Source organism: Colwellia sp. MB3u-8, assembly GCF_014076985.1.
GTDB lineage: Bacteria > Pseudomonadota > Gammaproteobacteria > Enterobacterales > Alteromonadaceae > Cognaticolwellia.
Map to the genome: position 1 here is coordinate 39,480 of NZ_JACGVA010000061.1, position 23,408 is coordinate 62,887.

General features: G+C 38.2%; 21 protein-coding genes. 9 read left to right on the forward strand and 12 right to left on the reverse strand.

The genetic code is table 11. From position 1 onward, the window contains the following. Positions 1 to 67 precede the first annotated feature (67 nt). From H4J54_RS08860 to H4J54_RS08895, 8 genes are all read right to left on the reverse strand, one after another. Entirely contained in the window at positions 68 to 2,338 is a 2,271-nt protein-coding gene (locus H4J54_RS08860; RefSeq protein ID WP_182190522.1) for a hypothetical protein, read from the reverse strand. A gap of 2 nt (positions 2,339 to 2,340) precedes the next feature. Then, positions 2,341 to 4,863, reverse strand: a complete 2,523-nt coding sequence (locus H4J54_RS08865) for a hypothetical protein (protein WP_182190523.1) — start codon at positions 4,861 to 4,863, stop codon at positions 2,341 to 2,343. Beyond that, complete coding sequence (locus H4J54_RS08870) at positions 4,863 to 6,563, reverse strand: BatA domain-containing protein (protein WP_182190524.1); 1,701 nt, start codon at positions 6,561 to 6,563, stop codon at positions 4,863 to 4,865. Before H4J54_RS08870 ends, H4J54_RS08865 begins: the two co-directional genes overlap by 1 nt. Further along, positions 6,563 to 7,498: a DUF58 domain-containing protein gene (locus H4J54_RS08875; protein ID WP_182190525.1), complete on the reverse strand. Its 936-nt coding sequence runs from the start codon at positions 7,496 to 7,498 to the stop codon at positions 6,563 to 6,565. Before H4J54_RS08875 ends, H4J54_RS08870 begins: the two co-directional genes overlap by 1 nt. 15 nt (positions 7,499 to 7,513) lie before the next feature. Next, positions 7,514 to 8,551, reverse strand: coding sequence for a MoxR family ATPase (locus tag H4J54_RS08880; RefSeq protein ID WP_182190526.1), 1,038 nt, complete (start codon positions 8,549 to 8,551; stop codon positions 7,514 to 7,516). Positions 8,552 to 8,624: 73 nt separating this feature from the next. Continuing rightward, positions 8,625 to 9,326, reverse strand: a complete 702-nt coding sequence (locus H4J54_RS08885) for a DUF4159 domain-containing protein (protein WP_182190527.1) — start codon at positions 9,324 to 9,326, stop codon at positions 8,625 to 8,627. Between the two features lie 102 nt (positions 9,327 to 9,428). Further along, positions 9,429 to 10,796 carry a TldD/PmbA family protein gene (locus H4J54_RS08890; protein ID WP_182190528.1) on the reverse strand — a complete coding sequence of 456 codons (1,368 nt, stop codon included), beginning with the start codon at positions 10,794 to 10,796 and terminating at the stop codon, positions 9,429 to 9,431. 49 nt (positions 10,797 to 10,845) lie between these two features. Beyond that, a complete protein-coding gene (locus tag H4J54_RS08895; protein WP_182190529.1) occupies positions 10,846 to 12,474 on the reverse strand; it encodes a TldD/PmbA family protein in 1,629 nt (542 codons plus the stop codon). 453 nt (positions 12,475 to 12,927) lie between these two features. Here H4J54_RS08895 and xthA point away from each other — a divergent pair, with 453 nt between their 5' ends. Then, entirely contained in the window at positions 12,928 to 13,737 is an 810-nt protein-coding gene (gene xthA / locus H4J54_RS08900) for an exodeoxyribonuclease III (protein WP_182190530.1), read from the forward strand. 75 nt (positions 13,738 to 13,812) lie between these two features. After that, entirely contained in the window at positions 13,813 to 14,637 is an 825-nt protein-coding gene (gene rlmA, locus H4J54_RS08905; RefSeq protein WP_259367029.1) for a 23S rRNA (guanine(745)-N(1))-methyltransferase, read from the forward strand. Between the two features lie 78 nt (positions 14,638 to 14,715). Here rlmA and yfbV read toward each other — a convergent pair whose 3' ends face one another. Further along, positions 14,716 to 15,147 (reverse strand): terminus macrodomain insulation protein YfbV, encoded by a 432-nt coding sequence (gene yfbV / locus H4J54_RS08910; RefSeq protein ID WP_182190532.1) that lies wholly within the window; start codon positions 15,145 to 15,147, stop codon positions 14,716 to 14,718. A gap of 671 nt (positions 15,148 to 15,818) precedes the next feature. Here yfbV and H4J54_RS08915 point away from each other — a divergent pair. From H4J54_RS08915 to H4J54_RS08935, 5 genes are all read left to right on the forward strand, one after another. After that, positions 15,819 to 16,199 carry an ACT domain-containing protein gene (locus tag H4J54_RS08915; RefSeq protein ID WP_182190533.1) on the forward strand — a complete coding sequence of 127 codons (381 nt, stop codon included), beginning with the start codon at positions 15,819 to 15,821 and terminating at the stop codon, positions 16,197 to 16,199. Positions 16,200 to 16,212: 13 nt separating this feature from the next. Then, entirely contained in the window at positions 16,213 to 16,557 is a 345-nt protein-coding gene (locus tag H4J54_RS08920; protein WP_182190534.1) for an ArsC family reductase, read from the forward strand. 15 nt (positions 16,558 to 16,572) lie between these two features. Next, complete coding sequence (dapE, locus tag H4J54_RS08925; protein ID WP_182190535.1) at positions 16,573 to 17,721, forward strand: succinyl-diaminopimelate desuccinylase; 1,149 nt, start codon at positions 16,573 to 16,575, stop codon at positions 17,719 to 17,721. 1 nt (position 17,722) lies between these two features. Then, a complete protein-coding gene (locus H4J54_RS08930; protein ID WP_259367028.1) occupies positions 17,723 to 18,400 on the forward strand; it encodes a M15 family metallopeptidase in 678 nt (225 codons plus the stop codon). Positions 18,401 to 18,511: 111 nt separating this feature from the next. Further along, positions 18,512 to 18,742, forward strand: a complete 231-nt coding sequence (locus H4J54_RS08935) for a hypothetical protein (protein WP_259367027.1) — start codon at positions 18,512 to 18,514, stop codon at positions 18,740 to 18,742. Positions 18,743 to 18,793: 51 nt separating this feature from the next. Here the strand turns inward: H4J54_RS08935 and bamC are convergent, their stop codons facing one another. Together bamC and H4J54_RS08945 are read right to left on the reverse strand one after the other, a co-directional pair. Next, positions 18,794 to 19,879, reverse strand: coding sequence for an outer membrane protein assembly factor BamC (bamC, locus tag H4J54_RS08940; protein WP_182190537.1), 1,086 nt, complete (start codon positions 19,877 to 19,879; stop codon positions 18,794 to 18,796). 617 nt (positions 19,880 to 20,496) lie between these two features. Beyond that, positions 20,497 to 20,736, reverse strand: coding sequence for a CDGSH iron-sulfur domain-containing protein (locus tag H4J54_RS08945; protein WP_182190538.1), 240 nt, complete (start codon positions 20,734 to 20,736; stop codon positions 20,497 to 20,499). Positions 20,737 to 21,281: 545 nt separating this feature from the next. Between H4J54_RS08945 and H4J54_RS08950 the strand changes: the two genes are divergently transcribed. After that, positions 21,282 to 21,809, forward strand: a complete 528-nt coding sequence (locus tag H4J54_RS08950; protein WP_182190539.1) for a glycine cleavage system protein R — start codon at positions 21,282 to 21,284, stop codon at positions 21,807 to 21,809. 8 nt (positions 21,810 to 21,817) lie between these two features. Further along, positions 21,818 to 22,288, forward strand: a complete 471-nt coding sequence (gene bcp, locus H4J54_RS08955; protein WP_182190540.1) for a thioredoxin-dependent thiol peroxidase — start codon at positions 21,818 to 21,820, stop codon at positions 22,286 to 22,288. A gap of 162 nt (positions 22,289 to 22,450) precedes the next feature. Here the strand turns inward: bcp and cobA are convergent, their stop codons facing one another. Continuing rightward, complete coding sequence (gene cobA, locus H4J54_RS08960) at positions 22,451 to 23,275, reverse strand: uroporphyrinogen-III C-methyltransferase (protein WP_182190541.1); 825 nt, start codon at positions 23,273 to 23,275, stop codon at positions 22,451 to 22,453. Positions 23,276 to 23,408: the final 133 nt, after the last annotated feature.

Below are 23,408 nucleotides of genomic sequence, written 5' to 3' on the forward strand. Positions count from 1 at the left end.
GCGTATAAAGTAGACCACCTAATTAATGAAATTGGTATGACTTTGTCGCATTAGCGTTTGAGCAAACTTAATTTGTTTGCCATTTACGTTCAATCCACAACAGGCCTAGCGAGATAAACATGCACAACCAAAGATAAATTTTATTTATCGGTTGATAAGTATCGGCTGCAATAAAATCATCACGAGATAAAGCCATAATTTTCATAAAACCTTCACTGGCTTGGTGTTTATCCGCTTGTTGCCAGGCTAAAAAGTTTTCAGCTGGATAAAAATATTGTGCTTGCTTTGCCAATAACGCTTGATTATCGTCCAAGGCCTGAAACATATACCAACCTGCTTGGTCAGCCGAAAATTGACCACATTTTTTATGCTTTGATAACACCAAGGCCATTAATTGCATTTGCGGAGAAGAAATCGTTTCTAATGGCGAAATTAAACAAATATCTTGATATTGATTTACCTGCGCTAAAATTGTTGGCATGGGTGATAACCAGCGAGTAGTGCTTTCACTGCGAGATATTTTGGACAATATATATTGCCAATAATGACTATAAACCTCGGGGCTTGCTTGCAGTGACCATTGGTACGTTTGGTTAAGCGATGATATGGCAAGGCTACCAAGTCCTAATGATTGTTTTGCTACTAAGGTTTGCCCTGTTGTTGACTCGACAAGAGGTTCGACAATGATTGAGTTGATATTGCCCCCCACTTTGGCGTTTATCGCAATAGCAGCGGTTTGCGGTGTTATTGTTTGATTTATCTCTACCCTAGGTTTGCCTGGCCAATTGGCAATAACCGGACTTAAAGATACATCAACGGGCTTTATGGAAAATAAATTTAACAGTCTATGCAGTTTATTTATCTTAGATTTTTCGATTTTTAAAAGTGTCGCATCAGCCTTGATCAGCAAACCTAACCCCTTGTTTACCGAGCGATATAAAGCTTGAATTTCACTCTCTTCTAAAGCGAGCAACATTCGACTGTCGATTATCAAGACATCATAATTGTCTAACAATTTTTTCTGCAAAATATGGGCTTGTTCAGCTACATTTTGTTGCTTGCTCTTATCTACATTGTTAATAACAGCGTTACTGTTATCTTCATTGTCTTCACTGGTATTTTTGACATTGATGTGCTGCTGCGCCCATTTATTTTTACTGATCTGACTAATAATATGCACTTCACTATTTGCCTGACTTAACCATTGTTTTAAGCGTCGAGTTTCAAATGAAGGTGCTGACTGTTTAATCAACACGCGTGGTTGATTACCCATCACAACGCTAAAAGCGATGTCTTCGCTAATATCCACTAGTGCTTTTTTACTCGATAAACCTTGTTGTAATAAGGTTTTTTCTCGCTCACGCAAGACTAATTGATAATTGAATAAACCAGAAAACTTGCTGGTTGTGGTGAGCGAAAAAGGCTCATTACCAGCAATAATAATGCTGCTGAGCACATTATTATTATTGACTAAACTCAACTGAAACTGAGCATTATTGTCAATAGGTTGCTGCAACTGCCCAGTGACAGTCAATGCTTGCCCTAAAATTAACTGCCTTGGCCAAGTTAAATGGCTTAAACCTATTATGGCTTTACTGGCAAAGAACCTAAAGTTGACACTAGCTAATCTTTGCTTGTTTTTTTCTTGTTGAATGCCTTCTGGTTGAGTACCTTCTTGGCGGCGCTGTTGAATACCTTGTTGTGCATTGAAAGTTTGAAAATGTTGCCATTGTAACTTTGTTAGTCCGTCACCAAACACCTGTACTAATGACGGAACATTGTTATTGGTTCGAAAATTCATCGGCTGTTTACCAACCCTTTTTGACCAAAAATCAGTAACTTCTTGCACTGAACTCGTGACAAAAACTTTATGCTGATAATGTTTAGCTAGCCATTGATATAATGGTTCATCAGCGCTTGAATTACCTTGTTCGGCCAACAACCAAATACGTTCCGCAGACGTTAGCGCTTGCAGTATTTTTGTCTTATCTATACCGACAAGATTAAAATCATCACCATTAGCCGTGTGTTTAAAACCTGGGGTAAGTAAAACATCGAATGATGATGTTTGTGCTTTTTCTTCCAAAGGTAAAACAAATAACAATACACTGATAAAGGCAATAATATTGCCAAAAAGCAATAAAAAAAAATGTAACTTTTTTCTAGCACCCAATGGCGCTATTTTTTGTTCATCATGAAAAACATCGTCTTTAAAGCGTCGATAAATCAGTAAACAGCTAATCACCAAACCTATAGATGCCAATATCACTAATGCCCAGTGTAAAGGGCTATTAAGTGTTAATCGATAACTAGCCGTTAAGAAATCAGTTAAAAACATAATCACAAATTATCCTTTAAGAATTGACTATAGTTTTTAATTATTGGTTGTTGGTCATAAAAATCTTGCTCTTTACCGTTAGGCGCGGCTGTCGCATTAGGTATTAACTGCTCCAACTTTGTGGCTAATAACACAAGACAATTATCGCACTGCGTTAATTTCAGTTGCCGTTCAAGCAATATACGCTCAATGACCACTAGCACCTGAACCCATGCCGGTCGTTTATCAATAAGCTTTTCTATCCCTATCTTAACCATATTAATAAGCGCTAACTCGTCAACCGCTAACTTTCGATTAATGTTACCGTGATTTTGCTCCTTGTTTGGCTGATTAACATTAGAAAAAACAGCAGGTTTTACAAATGAAGGTACAGATAACACAGGTTGGCTAAATTTATTCAATAATTGTAAAAACTTAAGAAAGGCCAGCTGATCTTGATTAGATAACTGTTCAGTTTCAAAACGAGATACCTGTAAGGTTTTAGCTAAAATATCTGTTTGCTCTCCTTGATAACGGCGCTGCTCAGTCACAGGTGGCGGTTCAAAGCCCAAACGTTTTGTATAGATGCGCTCAGCTGTTTTTGCTAAGTTTAGCAACTTAAGTGCTTGTTGTTCAAAAGGTAAGGCTAGTGATGGCTCTGACAACATTAAATGCAGCTCTGCTTGCCACATATTAGACAGGCTTTTTTTCATTAAAGCTCGCGGATCTTGGCTGGTCATTACCCCGACATCACTATCTTCGTGGTTATGACCATAGCGATTAATCAGCGCTATACGCCCAGAAACGTCAGTATTGTTGCGGTTATTTACGCTATCACTGGCATGATCATGGCTCGTCATATCATCATGCAATTGTTCATCCGCAGCGGTGATCACGGCGTTACTACTACCACTAAGTTCATCGTGCACTTGTATTTGTGGTCTATGCGGCTCAGCAGTACTATGACTTTCATCAAATGTCACACCAAGATTATTTGGCCCTTCAAACTCATCGCCTAAATATTGGCCGTACTTTTGCTTCAGGGCACTTTGTGCTACGCCCAACAATTCTGAGCTTTCAGTAAACCTGCTTGGATCAAGGCCAGTTTTATCTTCAATAAGCGCTATAGTTTCAATAATAATTTGCCGCTGGCTTTTAAAATACGCTGGCATAAAGTCAATCATTATACCGTCGGCATTAATGCCTGTTTGATCTTCCTCTAGCCAACGGATAATTTTCGTTGCCGATCGGGTTTGCTGAGGTTCAGGCTGACGATTGTCAGTAGCTAAAATACTAAAATAGAGTTCATCGCCAGGCTCCATAGCCAAGTCAGTCAATGACCAGCTTTTATAATAATGCATTTTGTTATCAAGCAGTTCACTTCTCTCGAAGCTAAAAATTTGATCTCTAAATTTAACCCCTTCGCCGGAGCCTTTTGCTATTGAGGCTAAAATTTCAACCTTAGTAACAGCAAAATCATCTGATATTTGCACTTGAGCCATTAAGCTCGGTGTACTATTTTTACCATATTCTGTCACCGTGCTTTTTGGATTAATAAAACGAATTTTTGGTGCTTGATCCGCGGTTAGTTGAATACGCTTAATCGCGGCAAATTTTTCTGACACTGGCTGTGCCGTATTTTCAACCGCTAAATGGTAAACCATACTTTTGATTAATTTACGCTTAGCACTATAGCTGCCGTTTTTTTGTTGAGTTAATTGCTGACGTTCTCCATTAGAGAAAACAATATAATAATCCATTGTTTGCTCCGAAAAATAAAAAACCCAGCTTGCATAACTGCCAACTAAAGCGTCAATATCAAGTAACGCTGACACTGACATAACGGCTTGATTCTTTAATAAACTATAGCTAGGCGGCTCAATAATGACTTGCTGTGACAAAATATCAACCGGGGGTTTATTGAGCTTAATTTCGCTGTTTCTTTTTACTACAGGCTTAATTTTTATAGCCGGCTGAAACCAAGATGTGGCTTTATCAAACAATTGCAAGCTATCGGCAAGTGCCAACATTAACAGTAAAACGGCCAGTAAAATATTGGCTACAACGAATTTTCGCTTCGCAAACTGAGGTGATAATTCGAGATAATTCACTTGAGCTTGTTGTTTTAAAATATGGTCTAAACGGCGCTTAATTTTACTGTGTTGTAGTTTTTCTAATGCTGATAACTGCTGTTCAGCACGTAATAACAGTTGTGCACTATCTTCAAGGGCTGAAAAGCGATCATTAAGGTGAACAATAAGGTTACTGAGCGTAATGCTAGCGTAATTTTTGCTTCGAATCGTCAGTACTCGCTTAATAAACAGTCCAACAAAAAGTGCGCTTATAAATATCAGCACAGCACTTTCAATGCTTAAAAGATTAAAGCTTACTAAAGCAAACGCCGTTGTAATGACGATAGCTAAAAATTTTGGAAAAAATAACAACATCTGCTGGTGTAAAAACTGCCCTCGCCAACGGACTAATAGATGATTTAAATGGCTATTAATCGCGGATTTTTGCTGGTTATTGTTATTAACATTAGACATTAATCAACAACCTTAGTTGATTTCACTGCCTGCGCGTTTACAGCTTGAACATCATCATTTCGCTGATTTTTTCTCTTACTGTCTATAGAGATTTTTGGACGAAAAAATTCACTTAAAATACGCTCTAATGTCCAAAGTAAAATGAATAAAACCACAAACAATTCAGTCCAAAAATCAGCGTTATCTTGCTGCTGTACTATTAAGGCTTTAGCCGTTTTTAACTCGGTAATGACTAACGGAGTAGCTTTAGCAAATGCTGCTGATTCAGCGTTTTTGGATTTAGGAAACGGTGATTTAGCATTTTCTGATTTAGTGCGGTCTGGCAAATAAACCAGCTGACGCATTTGCTCTCTGGTTAACGTTTTTTGCGCAGCTAAAGCGTCATTTTGCCACTGGCCAAATAATAAGTTTTGTAAAAAAAGTGGGAATGGTTTCGTGACCAATAAATTGCTCCACGATGGTGAGAATCTCGAATAGAGTTGATAGACATAACTTGCTTGCTTGCTGCTTTTTACTCGCGCATTTTCAGTAACTAAATTTTCTCTCGCTTCGCGATGATAATTCATAGTCGATTTAGTCAACATAGGCAATTTTAAGCCATCTTGCTGAGTAAACTGCCAAAGCACTTCATCGCTTTTTGTAAATTTTTTACCTTTAAGTTGCTTAGCTACTACTAATGGTAAGGCGCGTTGATAAAAAACCGCCTCAGCGCTGAGCAAATAAGTACTGTTTTGATTGATACTCAACGCAGAGCTGAGCATTAAATTAACTTTGGCATTTTCGGCATCAACAAAAAGGTTTGTCCCCGCCGTCATCGCGTTAACAATATGATGATCAACCTGCTTAGAACTTAAATAAAACAACCAATCGGGTTGCTCTTGCATAGCTTGCTGATACGGAACTGAATTTTCTAAACCTTCATTTAGCCAGTGTGATAACAGCAATTTTGGCGCAACTTGTTGCTTAATTAAGCTCAAGGCTTGTTGAAAATACTTCAGATCTACAAAACGGTCTTGGTCATAAACAATCAGCACTTTTATCGCTTTGTTATAATGTCTTTCGCTCTGGCTAACAAGGTTTTTTATTTGCCAGTCAATGATGTTGGTTAGCCTTATGTTTGTCTTTAACTGATTAACCTGATATTGACTGGCTCGGTCAGTAACAAACAGTTTTATGTCAGTTTCTGGTGCCAGTAACTGACTAAAGTAATCAAGATGTAGCAGTATATTTTGCGGCGGTGAAGTTAACTTGTTTTCAGTACTATTTTCTTGTTTTTGCCAAGTCAGTATTTTATCAGCACTGATAAGTTTGGTGTTACGGGCTAACAGGTATATGGGCTTGTTTAAATGCTTGTTTACTAGCTGTTGCCGCTCAGCGTCATCACTTTGGTTTAACCAATCAGGGCTAACCACAAACACGGTTTCATTTGAAATTAAAGACTTATTGATCATAATGTTAGCTAACAGTAATATCGATACAACAAGCAACAAAATACGTAACAACAATAACCAAAATTCAGTTAAATGAATGTGTCGCATATTTTTTGGTTGCAACGAGTCAATTAATGCAATATTGGCAAATTTAACTAGTTTGGCCTGACTTTTACTGATTAAATGCAGCACCAAGGGTACAGCTAAAGCCAATAACGCTGCAAAAGCCCACGGCGACTGCACGACTATTAATGGCAGATTACTCGCCATCACTGGTGATTTCCTCTGGCTCTTACAGCAAGAAAGTCCACTAAAGTTTGATCTAAAGCTTGATCAATATTAGCCTTAAAATAATGTATATTTTGCAATAGCAATTGTGCTTTTAAGGCATCATCTGAGCGTTTTTTATTGTCCAGATAAGCTGCACGAACTTGCTTTGTTGATACATTACGCTGTTCGCCCGTTTCTAGGTCTTGAAACTTAACTACGCCTTGGTAGGGAAAGTTAATCTCATCATCACTGTCCAGATGAAATGCCACGACATCGGTATGCCGATTACTCAATTTTGCAGTTAAGGTCAGTAGTTCATCATTTAATTGATGAAAATCACTAATGACCACAACCAAGCCGTTTTTTCGCACTGCCCCCAATAGCCTTAATATCGCCTGAGTATCAGGAAAAGTGCCACTGGCTTTTAATTGTGTTAATGCTAGTAATAATTTTTGCCAGTGACGCTCTCCAGGCAAAGCCGCTACTTGCTGTTTTGTTTCGCCAGACAGGGCTAAAAAGCCAACAGCATCACCCTGTTTTTGTGCCAAATAGGCAATAGTGGCCGCTAAGTAGCGAGCATAATCTAATTTATTCCACTGGCCAATTATTGATGACTTCTCTGAGTTTTGTCCGGTTATCCGCGTAGATTGTTGTAGCATAGACTCACTGCAATCTAGCACTAACCAAACATTTACCTCGCTTTCTCGTTCAGCTTCACGCACAAAGTATTTATCTGAGCGCGCAAATAATTTCCAATCTATTTTACTGAGCTCGTCACCCGGTTCGTATGATCTAAATTGGCTAAACTCAACGCCAACACCACGTCGATGGCTAGCATGGACGCCATGTAAAAAACCTTGTGCTAGGGTTTTAATTGCCAACGGCAGATCTTTAATACGCAATAAGGTTTGAGCATCAAAATAAGGTTGTTGCATACGTGATAACCCGCTTTATTGCAGTGGACTTGTTGGCACTGCAACAAATGCCAACAGGTCATCAATAATATTATCTGGGGTAATATTTAACGCCTCTGCTTGGAAGTTAACTAAAATTCTATGTCGTAATACGGCCGGTGCAACAAAGCGAATATCAGTGACGGTTATAGCATAACGTCCTAACATTAATGCCCGGGCTTTTGCGCATAATATAAGAGCTTGTCCTGCTCTAGGACCTGCGCCCCAGCGCACATGCTCATTAACACTTTGGCAAGGCTCATTTGTCTGTTCATTAACATTTTCATCCTGCTCACCTTGGTGCTTGTCAGGCCGTGTCGCTCGCGCTAAGCCTGCGGCGTAAACCAGCAATTCATTCGATGCCGTGACACTGCGCACAAGATTTTGTAACGCGATAATATCGTCAGCACTGAGTATAGCGCTAAGTTTATTATGATCGTTGCCTGTGGTACGTTTAATAATTTCAATTTCTTCCTGCTCCGTTGGGTATCCGACACGAATAAACATGACAAAGCGATCAAGCTGAGCTTCAGGCAATGGATAAGTGCCCGCTTGTTCAACTGGATTTTGCGTTGCTAAAACAAAGAAGGGTTTAGGTAGATCATAAGTGGTGCCTGCATAACTTATTCGACGCTCTTGCATCGCTTCTAATAAAGCGGCTTGGGTTTTAGGTGGTGTGCGGTTAATTTCATCCGCTAATAAAATATGGGTAAATACGGGCCCTTTTTGAAATTTAAAAAAGCGTTCACCTGTTTCATGATCCGTTTCCAAAATTTCGGTGCCTACAATATCACTGGGCATTAAATCTGGCGTAAACTGTACGCGTTTAAAATCAAGGGCGAGTGTTTTTGCTAGTGAGCTTACCATGAGAGTTTTGGCGAGACCTGGCACACCCTCTAGTAAGCAATGGCCGCCAGCTAACACACTGATCAATAACTCATCAATTATGTCCTGTTGACCCACAATAACTTTAGCTATTTCATCACTAACTTGACTCAACTTGTCGAGTAATACGGTTATTTGTTGTTCTTGCATTGATTATCCATTTTATAACTTGTTTATTGCTAGGCACTCTTAATGCGAGTTCGAGGTGAGTTTATGCTAGCCACTAACTATTCATTGCATACATGACAATATTAACCGCAAAGCGAGTATTATCGACCTTTAGCCAACGCTTGTTGCGAAAGTCATAATCCCATTCACAGCCTAAATCTTTATTACTGTATAACACCGCAATACGACCATCAATTTCTATTGCTTTTAGATAGTTATGCACCAAATCATCCCCCCAACCATTAAGTTCAACTGAGGTTCTAGGTGGGCCTTCAAAGTTAAAAAAAGAGGAATATATGGGGTGATCGTTAGGAATTTTATTTAATGCTTGCTCGCCAAATATATCTCGCATTTGCCGCTCAAAACTTCGAGCAAACATGCCATCAATATCATGGTTACAATCATCGACAAAAACAAAACCACCATTTTCTACATAACGTTGAAAATTTTGTTTTTCTTCAACATTAAATTGCACTAAGCGATGGCCCGCTAAATAACAAAAGGGTGCGGCCAGCATTTGAGGACTCGATAACGCTATAATACGTTCTTTAATATCAACCCGTAAACTTGTGTATTCAATTAAAGAATTTAATACATTCGCAGGCATTCTTTCGTCAACCTCCCAATCACCTGACTCGTAACTCAAGCGAGTAAAAAAAAAGTCAATTTGCTCTTGCGCACTCAAACGTAAAAACGGTGTGCTTAAAGCGCCAACAGAAAGTAACGAGAGGGTGCGAATAAAATTACGTCGATTCATAAACATCCGAGAAAAAACAAGGGTAAACGTAACTTATTCGTTTACCCTTTTGCTGGTTAGTCTTTCATTAATTTTATGCTTAACCTGAATTATTCAGTTGCACTAAACAGCATCTGACAAGCTGCTAAAGGTGAAGTCACGTATTTTCATCGGCGGTATCATACTGCCATTAATACGCAGTGGTTTGCCTAACGCTTCAATATTATTGAGCATAATGATTGGACTTTCATTGAAACGGAAGTTTTTAATTGGATGTTTTATTTTACCATTTTCAATATAAAAAGTGCCATCGCGCGTAAGCCCAGTGTATAAAAGCGTTTGTGGGTCTAACGCACGAATGTACCATAAACGGGTCACAAGAATTCCCCGACGTGTGTCTTTGATCATATCTTCAATGCTGTCATCACCACCTGCCATGACAATTTGCGCTGGACCACCAAATAAACCTGAACCTGTGTAGGCGGTAGGCGCATAATCTACACCGGTTTTATTGGCCCAATAAGGTGAGTTTGGCATATTGACCACTCGGCCACCTTTTATCCAGTCAATTTTAGCAACGCTATGCCCGTTAGCCGCAAACGGCGCTGTGGGTGCCTCACTGTTCATTGGATCTGAATAGATATGAACACGTTCATCAAAAAGCTTTTCACCTAAGCGATTAGTTGGCCCACCTTCTTTTCCTTCTTCTTGCTTTTTGCTTAAAAAGCTACGGCCTTCATCAGCTGCACGCTGACTCATGCTACCAAACATATTACTCAACAGTTGCACACTGGCTGCAGGCTCTAGAATAACGGTGTATTTACCAGGTTCCATTTCTTTTGCGTCAGCCGAACCTATTGATTTCTCAATAGCAACTTGCGATGCTTTTTTAGTATTTAAGCGTTTAACGTCACTGTAGTCTCGACTGACCCAACCTGAGCCTTTGCCGTCTTCTGTACGAATAGTCACGGTAAATTCGACATTGGTTGCTTTGTTATAAGCAAAAAGTCCTTTGTTGTTCATAATCGCCACAAAGGTTGTCGCGTCTTGTAAAAAACCTGATGAGACCAATTTATTCGCTTTAGAGGGTTTAATGCTATTTTGTGCTGCTTGTGCTCTATCATCAGGCGTAACATTCGAGGTTGAGTCAAATGCGCTATCAGGTTTACTGTATGTTTGTTTAGAAAATATTGGCATGTTTTCTGGATTTTCAGGTGCCAACTTTGCCAACTCTTCAGAGCGTTTCACGACTTTCATTAATGAAGCATCGTCAAACTCATTGATGGTGGCAACGCCGGTTTTCTTACCAAATGTAGATTGTACAGCCAAGGTTAAATCGCTTTGTTCACCGGACGTAGAAACCGTATTGCGTGCGGTTCGGATGTTACCACCGACTTGTCCATCTAAACTACACTCACATTCATCCGCTTTAGAAAATGAAAGTACTTTTTGCAATAAATTTTTCGCGTGTTGTTCTGTTAAAATTGTCATGACGCTTTGCTTCCTTATATGCTTATTTTATCGTCAAACATGAGTTGAATTACACGTTACGAGCGGTATTGATCACGTTGATATTATTAAAACGTGTCGTTGGACAACCATGAGAAACCGCGCTTACTTGCGAAGGTTGACCTTTACCGTCAAAAAATGACCCTCCTAGGCGATAATCAGACTTACCCGCTAGCTGAGTACAGCTATTCCAAAACTCTTGGGTGTTTGATTGATAAGCAACATCTTCAATTTGATCGGTAATTTTACCGTTCTTTATTTCAAAAAATAATTGACCACCAAATTGAAAGTTATAACGCTGTTGGTCAATTGAAAATGAACCACGCCCTGCGATATAAATGCCATTTTCAACATCTTTAATAACATCATCAGCTGACAAATCTTTTTTATTCGGTGTTAAGGAAACATTAGGCATACGTTGAAACTGCACATCACGCCAACTTTGTGAGTAACAACAACCATGGGATTCTTTTTGGTCAATCATATGCACCTGGTCACGAATGGCTTGATAGTTGACCAAGGTACCGTCTTTAACGAGATCCCATTCTTTCGTCTTAACGCCTTCGTCATCATAACCGACATTACCTAATGAATAAGCTTGAGTCTTATCAGCAAATAAATTAACAATATCCGCGCCGTAGTTAAATTTACCGCTTTTCCATTTATCTAGCGTGGCGAAACTGGTGCCGGCAAAATTAGCTTCATAACCTAATACGCGGTCAAGCTCTAATGGATGCCCGACAGATTCATGAATAGTTAACATCAAGTGTGCAGGGTCTAACACTAAATCATATTTACCCGGTTCAACAGATTTTGCCTTTAACTTAGCTTGCAGTTGTTTACCCGCTGCTGTTGCATCTTCGAGCATGTCGTAAGAGTTTTTATAACCGACATTAGCACCTGAAATACGTATTTTATCTTCTTCTTTACCGTCTAAGTATTCAAAGCCCATACCCACCGGACTACCTAAACCGGTCCGTTGTTTAAAGCCAGACTTGCCAACCGCAGTAGCAAAAAATGGCGCCCATAAGCGATGCACATCTTGATCAATATATGAGCCATCTGTTGAAGCAAAATACTTTTGTTCATTGACTAAAAATAAAATAGAGGTGATATAATTGGCGCCATTAGACATTGCCGCATCATTAACCGATAACAACAAATCGACTTTATCTTTGATGGGGATTTCAAGCGCATTCTTTTTAATCGGTGTATTCCAGCTGACCTCTCCAACCCCTTTTACAGGGGCAAGTTGCACCGGAACTGTTTGAAATTTCGCGTTAGCCATTGCCACAGCTACCGCTTTCTCCGCTGTTTTAGCAATACTATCAGGAGTCATATTCGATGTTGAAGCGAATCCCCAAGTACCATTGGCGATAACACGAATGCCAATACCAGCAGATTCTGTATTAACAATATTATCAACCCGCTTTTCTTGTGTCGTAACAAATTGATTGAGGTAACGACCGATGCGCGCATCAGCATATGACGCACCTTTCGCTTTTGCGGCGTTCAAAGCAATATCTGCTAATTTTTTCTTGTAAGCCACATCCATTGGTTTATCTAACAATTGCTCTGCTGACACCGTGAAGCCAGACATCGGCAACATCAACCCACCCGCGCCTACGCCAGTAAGCTTTATAAAATCACGTCTTTGCATTTCCCTTCCCTCGGATAATTTTTAGGTTAATTTTTTGTTGTTTTTATATTTAACTGTTTTTAATAAATAGTTTACTCAATAGCTTGGTAAAAATTTTTTAGTAGATAAAACCACCACTAATCGAATATAGCGCAATATTGCAGTTTATAACAAGGGTAAAAAATATACGGTAATTGTGCATTACAATTAGGTAAAAAAATATTTTGATACTCGAAAATCAGTTTAATTCACTGTAGGTCTGCCAAACGTCCTTAAAAAATGACTCAAGCTGTAATGTATTTACCTCATGAGTGCCTCTTATAATCGGTTATTCTACGATGCTTATTCTCACCTTTATTTAAGGGCTAATTGTTGATTAAATTTAGCGATTCTCATTGAATTTCATCGCAATATTACTACTGCTACTGCTTAAGTTCTGGTAGCATAAGCGCAAAATAATTATCGAGCTTCAATATGAAAATCATCTCATTTAATATTAACGGCCTGCGCGCTCGTTTGCATCAGTTACAAGCTATTATCGATAAACATCAACCCGATATTATTGGCCTACAAGAAATTAAAGTTCATGATGAAGTATTCCCGCTCGCTGATGTTGAGGCGATGGGCTATCACGTTTATTTTCATGGACAAAAGGCGCATTATGGCGTTGCTATGCTGTGCAAAAAAGCCGCTGACGTGGTCACTAAAGGCTTTCCAACCGATGATGACGAAGCGCAAAAGCGCATGATCATGGTGCAAACCACCGATGAGAACGGTGAAAAAGTTACCGTATTAAATGGTTATTTTCCACAAGGTGAAAATATTGCCCATGAAACCAAATATCCTTACAAGCGTCAATTTTATAAAGATTTAATGCAATACTTAAATGAGCACCATACCCCTGATGAAAATATTGTGGTGATCGGTGATATTAATATTTCACCTGCTGATTTAGACATAGGTATCGGTGAGCCAAATAAAAAACGCTGGTTAAAAACGGGGAAATGTAGCTTCCAACCAGAAGAAAGACAATGGTTAGCCACCTTAATGGATTGGGGTTTTATTGATACCTTTAGGTCATTACACCCAACTCGTGAAGAAAGATATTCATGGTTTGATTATCGCTCTCGTGGCTTTGATGATAATCGCGGTTTACGTATTGATGTGGTCTTAGCAACCAAAAAGTTTGCTAGCCGCTGTATTGAATCAGATATTGATTATGAACTTAGGGCCATAGAAAAGCCGTCTGATCATGCACCCATTTGGTCTACGTTCAGTAAATAAAGTTTTCCAAGTAACCGAATACTTATAACAAGGGGCTAGCCCCCTTTTTGTTAAAAATAGACATTAATGATCCCTATGACTGCAACCCACTATGCATGCCCTATATGTAGTTTTCCTCTACAAAATCAAGAAAAGCTGTTTCGCTGTGAGAATAATCATAGCTTTGATCGCGCGAAAGAAAATTACTTAAATTTATTGCCCGTGCAATTTAAGCATTCAAAAAACCCTGGTGATAACAAGGCGATGGTCAATGCTAGGCGAGCATTTTTAGAACAAGGTTACTATCAACCCTTGGTTGATAGACTCGTCGCTTTATACCAAGAAAAAGTGCTTACTGATGCTAGCAAGCCAACGATTGTGCTCGATGCCGGTTGTGGTGAAGGCTTTTATACTCATCAACATAAAAACACTGAAAATACTGTTTATGGTGTTGATATTGCTAAAGAAGCAATAAAAAAAGCTGGCAAGAAATATCCACAATGTCACTTTAGTGTCGCGACGTTATCAAAATTGCCTTTTAGTGATAGCCTATTTTCTTGGATTATATCGGTTTATGCGCCTATTTTAGAAAAAGAGTTTACGCGCGTATTATCAGCCGGTGGTTTTTTGTTAACGGTTACACCAGCAAAACAGCATTTGATGCAACTAAAACAGCATATTTATCATGACGCTAAAGAACATGATGAAGAAAAATTGCCCATTGAACATTTAGCACTGGTGCACCAAGAAAACATCTCTTATCAAATGCATTTAAAAACGGGTCAAGACACGCTAAATTTATTGGCTATGACACCCTTTGCTTTTAAGGCGAGTAAAGAAGCCAAAGAAAGCTTATTAAGTCAGCATGACTTTATCTGTCAGGCTGATTTTCTGATCAGGCTTTATCAAAAATCGAGCTAAAAAATGCGCTACAGATTAACTGTATCGCATTATGAGTCATAACCTTTCCTGATAAACTTTACTTATCAGCCTAGCGAATTAAGAAGTTTTATAGCTATTTTTATAGCTTAAGTTTAATAAGTGAGCCAAGTCTAAATAACGTGGACGTTGAGTTGACAACTTGATGTCACCACCGCTTTGATTAACACGCGCGACACTTTCTTTATACCAATTAGCTAAGGCAGGCGGAAGAAATTTATCGGCTTTAATACCCATCAAAATCAACGCTTGTAATGGAAAGCTCATAATACAAAATGTATATAATAGCGCCTGAGGCAAAGCCGCCATAGAGCCAAAATACAACTGTAAGATTAAGCAAAACAGTGCTAAGCCGGGCATCACTTTACACACCAAACGGCTCACTTTAACCGCCTGATACTCCATAAAGTATTCACCAAGTTCAACGCGTGAGGGCCATAAATTCATGTACTTTCGGCCAAGCGAGATAATTTCTAATATAGATAACTTCATAAGCGATACCCTACAACAGCGGTTGATTAAAAGATAGTACCTTTTTATATACGATGGTATTAAGTAAAATGACCACATTTAATGACATTTTATTGCACGGCATCAATATTTCTCAGTAATTCCTAAGAATTATGAGGCTATAGCTGTTGTCTTGGTTAACGATATAGCCGACACCATTACATTGGTTGTAATTTCAACACACTTGTAGTCTTCGAGCAATATAATCAGTAATTACTAAGATCTGCCCTATAAATAAGTAGATCTTTAGCTGTTTTACTCCTTAATACGACATTTTAACAACTTATCTATGACTTTAAACACAGATTATTAGCTGGTATTTTTTAACCAGCAAAATAAGTAAATAAAAAACAATAACTTAACCATTTAAACAATAGTTACACACAATGATATCCACAGCTTATGTGGATATCATTAAACGTACAATATTATAATTTATACAATTAATTCGCTTTATATAGCCAAATAGACTTAGAAATACACTAGTTTGATAGCAATAATCAATTTAATGCGTAGTAAACACAGGTTAACCAGTTTACTTAAACCTAATATTTAGTTACTAGATTCAAACCCGCGCGAGTATAACCCCTAGAGTTAAACGCTATTAAACGCTATAGTGTCGACATCAGCATTTAAACAGGCAAAGTCGACTTATGAGTAATTTTACCCTACGGCGCTTATCTGAAACGTTTGCTATTCATAGTTTACGACGTGAGAGCTCAATACCCGACGTGGTATTTAATGCCCCGATATTCTTTTTAGCAAAAACCTATGACGAAATTTCAATTGTTATTCCAGAGCATATTGAAATTGACAGTGAAGAAGTCGAACTTGGCTGGCAAGCCTTTGAAGTTGTTGGCCCACTCAACTTTACCTTAACCGGTATAATGTCAAATATATCAACCGTGCTAGCAAATGAAAAAATTAGTATTTTTACCATTTCTACTTTTGACACTGACTACGTTTTAGTAAAATCAGATAAGTTTGCAGACGCTAAAGCCGCGTTAATAGAACATAACTACCAAGTAATATAATTCAGGAAATAAAATGACAATACTTTATGGCATTAAAAACTGCGATAGCGTAAAAAAAGCAAAAAAATGGTTAGAGCAACAAAATATCCCTTATCAATTCCACGACTTTCGTAGCGATGGCCTCAGCCCAGAATTGCTACAGGAGTTTATAAAGTCTGCCGACTTGACTCTGCTGTTAAATAAACGCAGTACTAGCTTTCGTCATTTAACTGACGAAATTAAAAACAACCTCACTGACGAGGTGATGACCGAGATTATTTTAGCGCAACCCACGCTAATTAAACGGCCACTTCTTAAGCACAACCAAGATTTTTTGGTTGGCTTTAAAGATAGTCAATATCAAGAAATTTTGCTTTAGGTATATAGTATTCTCATGATAAAACATAGCAATTGCACCATTTCATTAGCGCAAGCACTGATTGAACGCCCTTCTGTTACCCCTGAAGATTTTGGCTGCCAGCAACTCATGTCTGAGCGTTTAGCCAAGTTAGGTTTTAATAATGAAAGCATGGTATTTGAAGATACCACTAACTTATGGTCTCGAAGAGGCCGTTCAGGGCCAGTATTTTGTTTTGCTGGCCACACCGATGTTGTGCCAGCGGGCAATTTAGAAAGCTGGAACACTCCGCCATTTGATCCCGTTATTGTTGACGGTATGCTTTATGGCCGCGGGGCCTCTGATATGAAAGGCAGTTTAGCGGCGATGATAGTAGCAACCGAGCGATTTGTTGCTGACTATCCTAAACACCATGGCTCTATCGCCTTTTTAATCACCAGTGATGAAGAAGGCCCTTTTATTAATGGCACAACACGTGTGATTGATACGCTTGAAGCCCGCAATGAAAAAATTGACTATTGTATTGTTGGTGAGCCTTCTAGTAGCAATAAATTAGGCGACGTGGTTAAAAACGGTCGTCGTGGTTCAATTTCTGGCGAATTACACATTCATGGTAAACAAGGTCATGTGGCTTATCCTGATCACGTTATTAATCCCATTCATAAGACCATGCCGGTTTTAGCCGAGTTAAGCGAAATGCATTGGGATAATGGTAATGAATATTTTCCGCCAACGAGTTTTCAAGTGTCTAATATTCAATCTGGCACTGGCGCTACCAATGTCGTGCCGGGTCATTTAACTGCATTATTCAATTTACGTTATAGCACTGAATTAACAGCCGAAATGATCGTTGATAAAGTTGAAGCCTTATTAACTCGGCATCAATTAAACTTTGAAATTAACTGGATCTTTAACGGCAAGCCATTCATTACAGAACCAGGTACATTGGTTGATTCTGTTGTACAAGCGATTAAAACTTGCTGCAATATAACCACCGAGCTTTCCACCAGTGGCGGCACTTCAGATGGACGATTCATTGCACCTACTGGCGCACAGCTTGTTGAGCTTGGTCCTTGTAATGCTACTATTCATCAAGTTAATGAATGTGTTGCGGTACAAGATTTGATTTTATTAACTGATGTTTACTATCAAACCTTGGTTAATGTTTTAGCCAACGATGCGTAAAATGTCAGAACTTGAGTTAATATTGACCGGGAAAACTGAAAGTCATATTCATTGGCTAGCACCTAATGTTGGCATTCATACTGAAATGTTGTCGGCATTCAAACAACTACAGCTGGCCGCAAAAAAGGCCGGGATAGAGTTGAGCATTGCCAGTGGCTTTCGCAGCTTTGACCGACAACTCATGATTTGGCAAAATAAGTTTTCTGGTAAAACAGCAATTAAAGATGGCTCAAATCAAATTTTAGCGGTTAAACAACTCAGTGAAGCTGAAAGAATACACGCCATTATGTTATTCTCTGCGCTGCCGGGAGCCAGTCGCCATCATTGGGGCTGTGAAATTGACGTTTATGCGAAAAATTTATTACCCGCAGAGCAATCTTTAGCATTAGAGCCATGGGAATACCAAGCTTCAGGGCACTTCTATCCCTTAACTGTTTGGCTAGCTGAACATGCGAAAACGTATGGCTTCTTTTTACCTTACGATAAGTTTCGCGGCGGTGTTGCCCAAGAGCCATGGCATCTTTCATACTTGCCATTATCTAAACACTACCAACAGGCTTATACTGAAGCACTTTTAGCAGAAACATTATTAAATAGTGAGATTCAAGGTAAAACCTTACTGCTCGCTTTGTTACCTGAGCTTTATCAACGTTATATTGTCAATGTAGCCGATGCTTAACTCGTATTAACTATTAAGTGTTTTTTGAAACTAACATTAAAGGTTTAATTATAAGTATGATTGAGCGTATTGTAGACATTTTATTTGCACATTTAAGCGGAGCGTTAATTTATGACCAGCATGTTAAATGAAGGCTGGGTTGCCCCAGTCATCGTTATTATTGCATTAGCTATTTTAATTGGTAATTTAAGTACTTTTCAAAAAAGTGCAAAAACACCTTTACGTAAGAAAGGTTTAAACGATTTAAAAGAAACCATACCAAGAACACAAAAGTCGCCTCATAAAATGGCAACCGTGAGTAAGACTAATGATATTACCCATAAAATAAAAAACTCCAATTAACGGAGTTTTTTTATTTTTCTATAAGTAACAGTCATGGCTATTATTTGAGTATTAAAAAACGTCTTTAAATGACAAGCCAGCTTCCATTACCTTAAATATTTTCTCTAAAGTTGCCTCAGATAACGCTGTACCTTCACCATCATATAAAGTGACAACAGATTTTTCGGCTATTTTTTCTAGCTGAAATTGATACTTACCATTAGGTAGATCTACAACCTGTATACTATCTCCCCAAATACTATCCCACAAACTAGATTCAGGCTTTACGTAATCAACATAATAAATTTTAGTTGTTTCATTAAGGTCGGTAATGCTAAAGCCATGATCTTCAAAAAACAAAGGTAAGTTAGACCAGAATAGCTCTATATCCATTTCTACAATATAGGCCGGCTCCCCAGAAGCATTCTCACCTAAGCTAACAAAAGTTTGATTAGCACGTAATAAGCGATTTTCTTGCTGTTTTAAACGATATTGAAAATCAACTTGCGCTATAACTTCATTAAGCATATTCATTTCAGCACGTTGTTGATCAATAATATCGATAACTTTACTGCCACCTGCTGCATCTGTTTTCAGGTAATCAAGTAATTCAACAATTAACGCGACACTTCGACCATGAGATTTACTTTCAAGTGTATAGCGATAACGAATGCTCTCTGATATTGCTATTGATTTAAAAGGCCAAGTGCCTGTTTCTACTTCTTTGTTATACCAATCTGACTCAAAAACTAAACCTTCATCGTCTACTTGTTTTAATTCAACATTGTCTGTAGTTAACTGGCCTTTTAAGGCTTTTAAAATAAAACTTTTTAGATCATCGTCATCAATTACTTGGTCAAACCATACTTTTGCTGCAGCAGAAGTGCTCTCTGTGCGTGTTGACGCCGCGATAGGTAAAACGAGTGAAGGTGCACGTACATCTACATCACCACCAACCGGACCTTCATGGTTTATTTCGTCACTAACAAAAAAGGTATCAACTTGTTTAGGTTTATCTAATCCTGCAGGTATTTTTAACGCTGTTGCTTCTTTTTGTTGCGCGTATTCAAAATCGCCTACTGCTTGCTTATTATTTACAGTACCGCAGCTAGCAACAGCGACACTTAATAATGAAAAATAAAATATCTTGCGATTCATTAACACTCCCGAGGATACAAATCTGAATCTTTCTAATTTAATTTTGCTTGTTTAGTTTTATTAATACTCATTGGTATAAGTATTATTTTTAGTCATTACGACAAACTGAACAGTTAACATCGTAAAGTTCAAGCAATACATCAATAACGTCGTTTTGATTACTGAATCTGGGCTAAGTTCCCCAAAATCATCTCATTTATTTAAAAGCCGCCAAATTCAGGGTAATAGGGCTAAATTGAGCAACGCACCATGGTACTTGCCTGAAAATACAAACACAAGATATTGCCGCCTATTTATCATAAAAAATAGTAAAATAGTAACCTACGTTACTGGTTACTGGTACTGGTTTACACTTATGGTCTTAAAAAGATTAACGTATGTTGATGGTTACAGGTTTGCACTTCTAATCTTAAAAGAGTAGCAGTGTCGCGTTATACTTATTATCTTACTAACGGCTTACGAACGGCGTTAAAAATATTAAGTAACTATTAACATCCCCCATATTCAATTATATACTTCATCATTATAAAAGCCCCTTAAATAAAAAAGTTGATTATAAAGCAAAGCGCAAATAACCAACTATTTAAAGTGCGATTAGAAGTGGACTATAATTAGCATTAATTGCTCTTATGGCTACCGTCACACATAGGCTGATTTTTGGTTGATTTACAGCCACAAAAAAAGACTTTACCGGACTCTTTTGCCGTATATTTTACCGGTGTAAATTCAGAGCCTTTATGTGAACCGTCACAAAAAGGCTGTTTTTCACTTTTACCACATGCACACCAAAAATAATTTTTTTCTGCCTCCACTTCAACGCCATAAGGGGTATCTGAAGCACGTTCTGGTTTACTCATAATATATTCTCCATGATTTATTCTTCAAAATTTAAAAGTTTCAGTTAGAGTATCAATTTAGTTTGGTCATGATATACCCAGCACTAAGCAACCATCTCTCCTGCATAAACGGGTATATTCTTTTACATTATCGTAAATTCAACTACATGTACATTAGTTAGCTTTACCTATTATTTTAACCGTCAAAAATCTCGTTATTTTAAAGTGGAACGGCTATATCGCCAACCAACTTTGTCCTGCTCAGCCTAACACTTTAGATAAACCTAATATCGTTTCAGCGGATATTACTCTCAGCGCTTTAAGCACATGATTTATTAAAACAGGACTGGCACTGGCAAAATAAATATAAAAATAGTTGTACACACCTAATTACCCTAATCATTACAGCCTTTGCTCTTTATCTTGCTCGCATTTTAAGATAACTAACCTTGTCCTATGTAAAAAATTTTTTTCAAAGGGTAAGAATAAACACTAAGCAAGCTGTTAGCTTTAGTTGCCTGACATGCGTTACAATAGCGTTTTTAATATCATGGCTAGGTTTATTGATGAGCGAATATTTAGTACTAACGGCAATGGGGCCAGATCGCACAGGCAGTGTCAGTGACTTAACCAAATTAGCCAGCGAGTGTGGCTGTAATATCTTAGACAGTAGAATGGCAATATTTGGCCTAGAATTCACCTTAATTATGCTGCTTACAGGTAGCAACAAAGCTATTCATCAATTAGAAAGTAAATTACCGGCTGTCGCCCATGAACTTGAGTTGATCACTATGATGAAAAGAACCTCAGGTTATCGAGAGCAAGATTATGTTCATCATTACCAAGTTGATTATGCTGGTATCGATCAACCCGGTATTTTAAAGGCTGTTACGGCATTCTTTGCGACACGTAATATCGATATATCGTCTTTGAAATCTGAAATTAATCAGAAAAACAATCACATAAGTGCCGCTATATTAATCGCGCTGATGGAAGAAACCAGTATCGAACAACTTGAAAGCGACTTCTTACAATTGTGTGAACAATTTGATGTACAGGGTTGCCTAAAAAAAATTCAATCAAACTTATTTTAGAGGCTTAAATGAAAACATTAATTGCCGGTGATAACGCGCCACTTTTCACCTTAAAAGATCAAAATGACCAAGATATTAAACTCGCAGAATATATCGGTAAAAAACAAGTGTTGGTTTATTTTTACCCTAAAGCGATGACACCGGGCTGCACGGTACAAGCACAAGGTCTTCGTGACCATAAGGCTGAGTTAGATAAATTAAATACTCAAGTGTTTGGTATCAGTCCTGATGAACCAAAAAAACTGGCCAAATTTTGCCTGCGTGATGAACTCAACTTTAGCCTATTATCAGACCCTGATCATAGTGTTGCTGACGCCTTTGGTGTTTGGGGTTTAAAGAAGTTTATGGGCCGTGAATATGATGGTATTCATCGCTTGAGCTTTTTGATTGGCCTAGATGGAAAAATTAGTCATGTTTTTAACAAGTTCAAAACTAAAGATCATCATCAAGTCGTTCTTGATTTATTAAACAAGCAATAATTTTTAAACTCTAGCGGCTTAAACAAGCAAATAGCAAAAAAGGCTTAACAACAAAATGGTTAAGCCTTTTTAATATCAATAAATTAACTGCCCTTTCATGGATTATTTTAATAATCTACCGTCTTTAATCAGTGTTAATATGCTCAAAATATCAACTTAGCTCTACTCTGCTGATAAGGGTAACTGTTGCTGATAGTTTTTTGCATCTAAGAAACCTGGTGTTGTTAACGCGATATCGGTTAACTGGTTAACAACATCGCCAATAACGATTAAAGTAGGCGGTGTAACTTTATGCTCAGCCGCTAAATCAGCAAGCGAAGATAATTTACCACGAAAAATTTGTTGTTCTGGTTGAGTGCCTTTGCGTATTAGGGCTGCCGGGGTATTTTTGTCTCGGCCATGCTTAATTAACTGCTCAGTGATACTCGACAAGGTGTTAATACCCATATAAAACACCACGGTTTGACTACTACAACTCAAGCTTTGCCAAGGTAAATTAAGTTGGCCGTCATTTTGGATATGGCCGGTAATAAAGGTACAGCCTTGCGCTACACCTCTGTGCGTTAAAGGAATGCCCGCATAAGTTGTGCAACCTGATGCCGCCGTAATACCCGGACAAAGATGGCAGCTAATACCCTTTTTTAATAAAAATTCAGCTTCTTCACCACCGCGACCAAATATAAAAGGATCGCCACCTTTTAAACGTAATACTTTTCGACCTTGTTGTGCATATGTCACTAACAATTCATTAATTTTATCTTGTGGCACACAATGCTTTGCTTGTTCTTTACCGACATATAGACGTTCACAATTTGGCGGTAAAAGCGCCATAATTTCATCACTAACTAAACGATCATAAATGGCAACGTCTGCCTGCTCAATAAAACGTAAGGCACGAATAGTTAATAACTCTGCGTCACCTGGGCCTGAGCCAACCAATGCTACTTCACCAGGTTGTAAAGTGGACTTTCTATTTATGTTATTCAAAACATTGCTACTCAATTAATTTTCATTAGATAACGGTGTTATTTATAGCGCACCTTATCGACCCTTATTCTATTATAATATAAAAATCATAAGGCTTATAAACTTTATTTTGATAACTTAGCGTTAATTAACC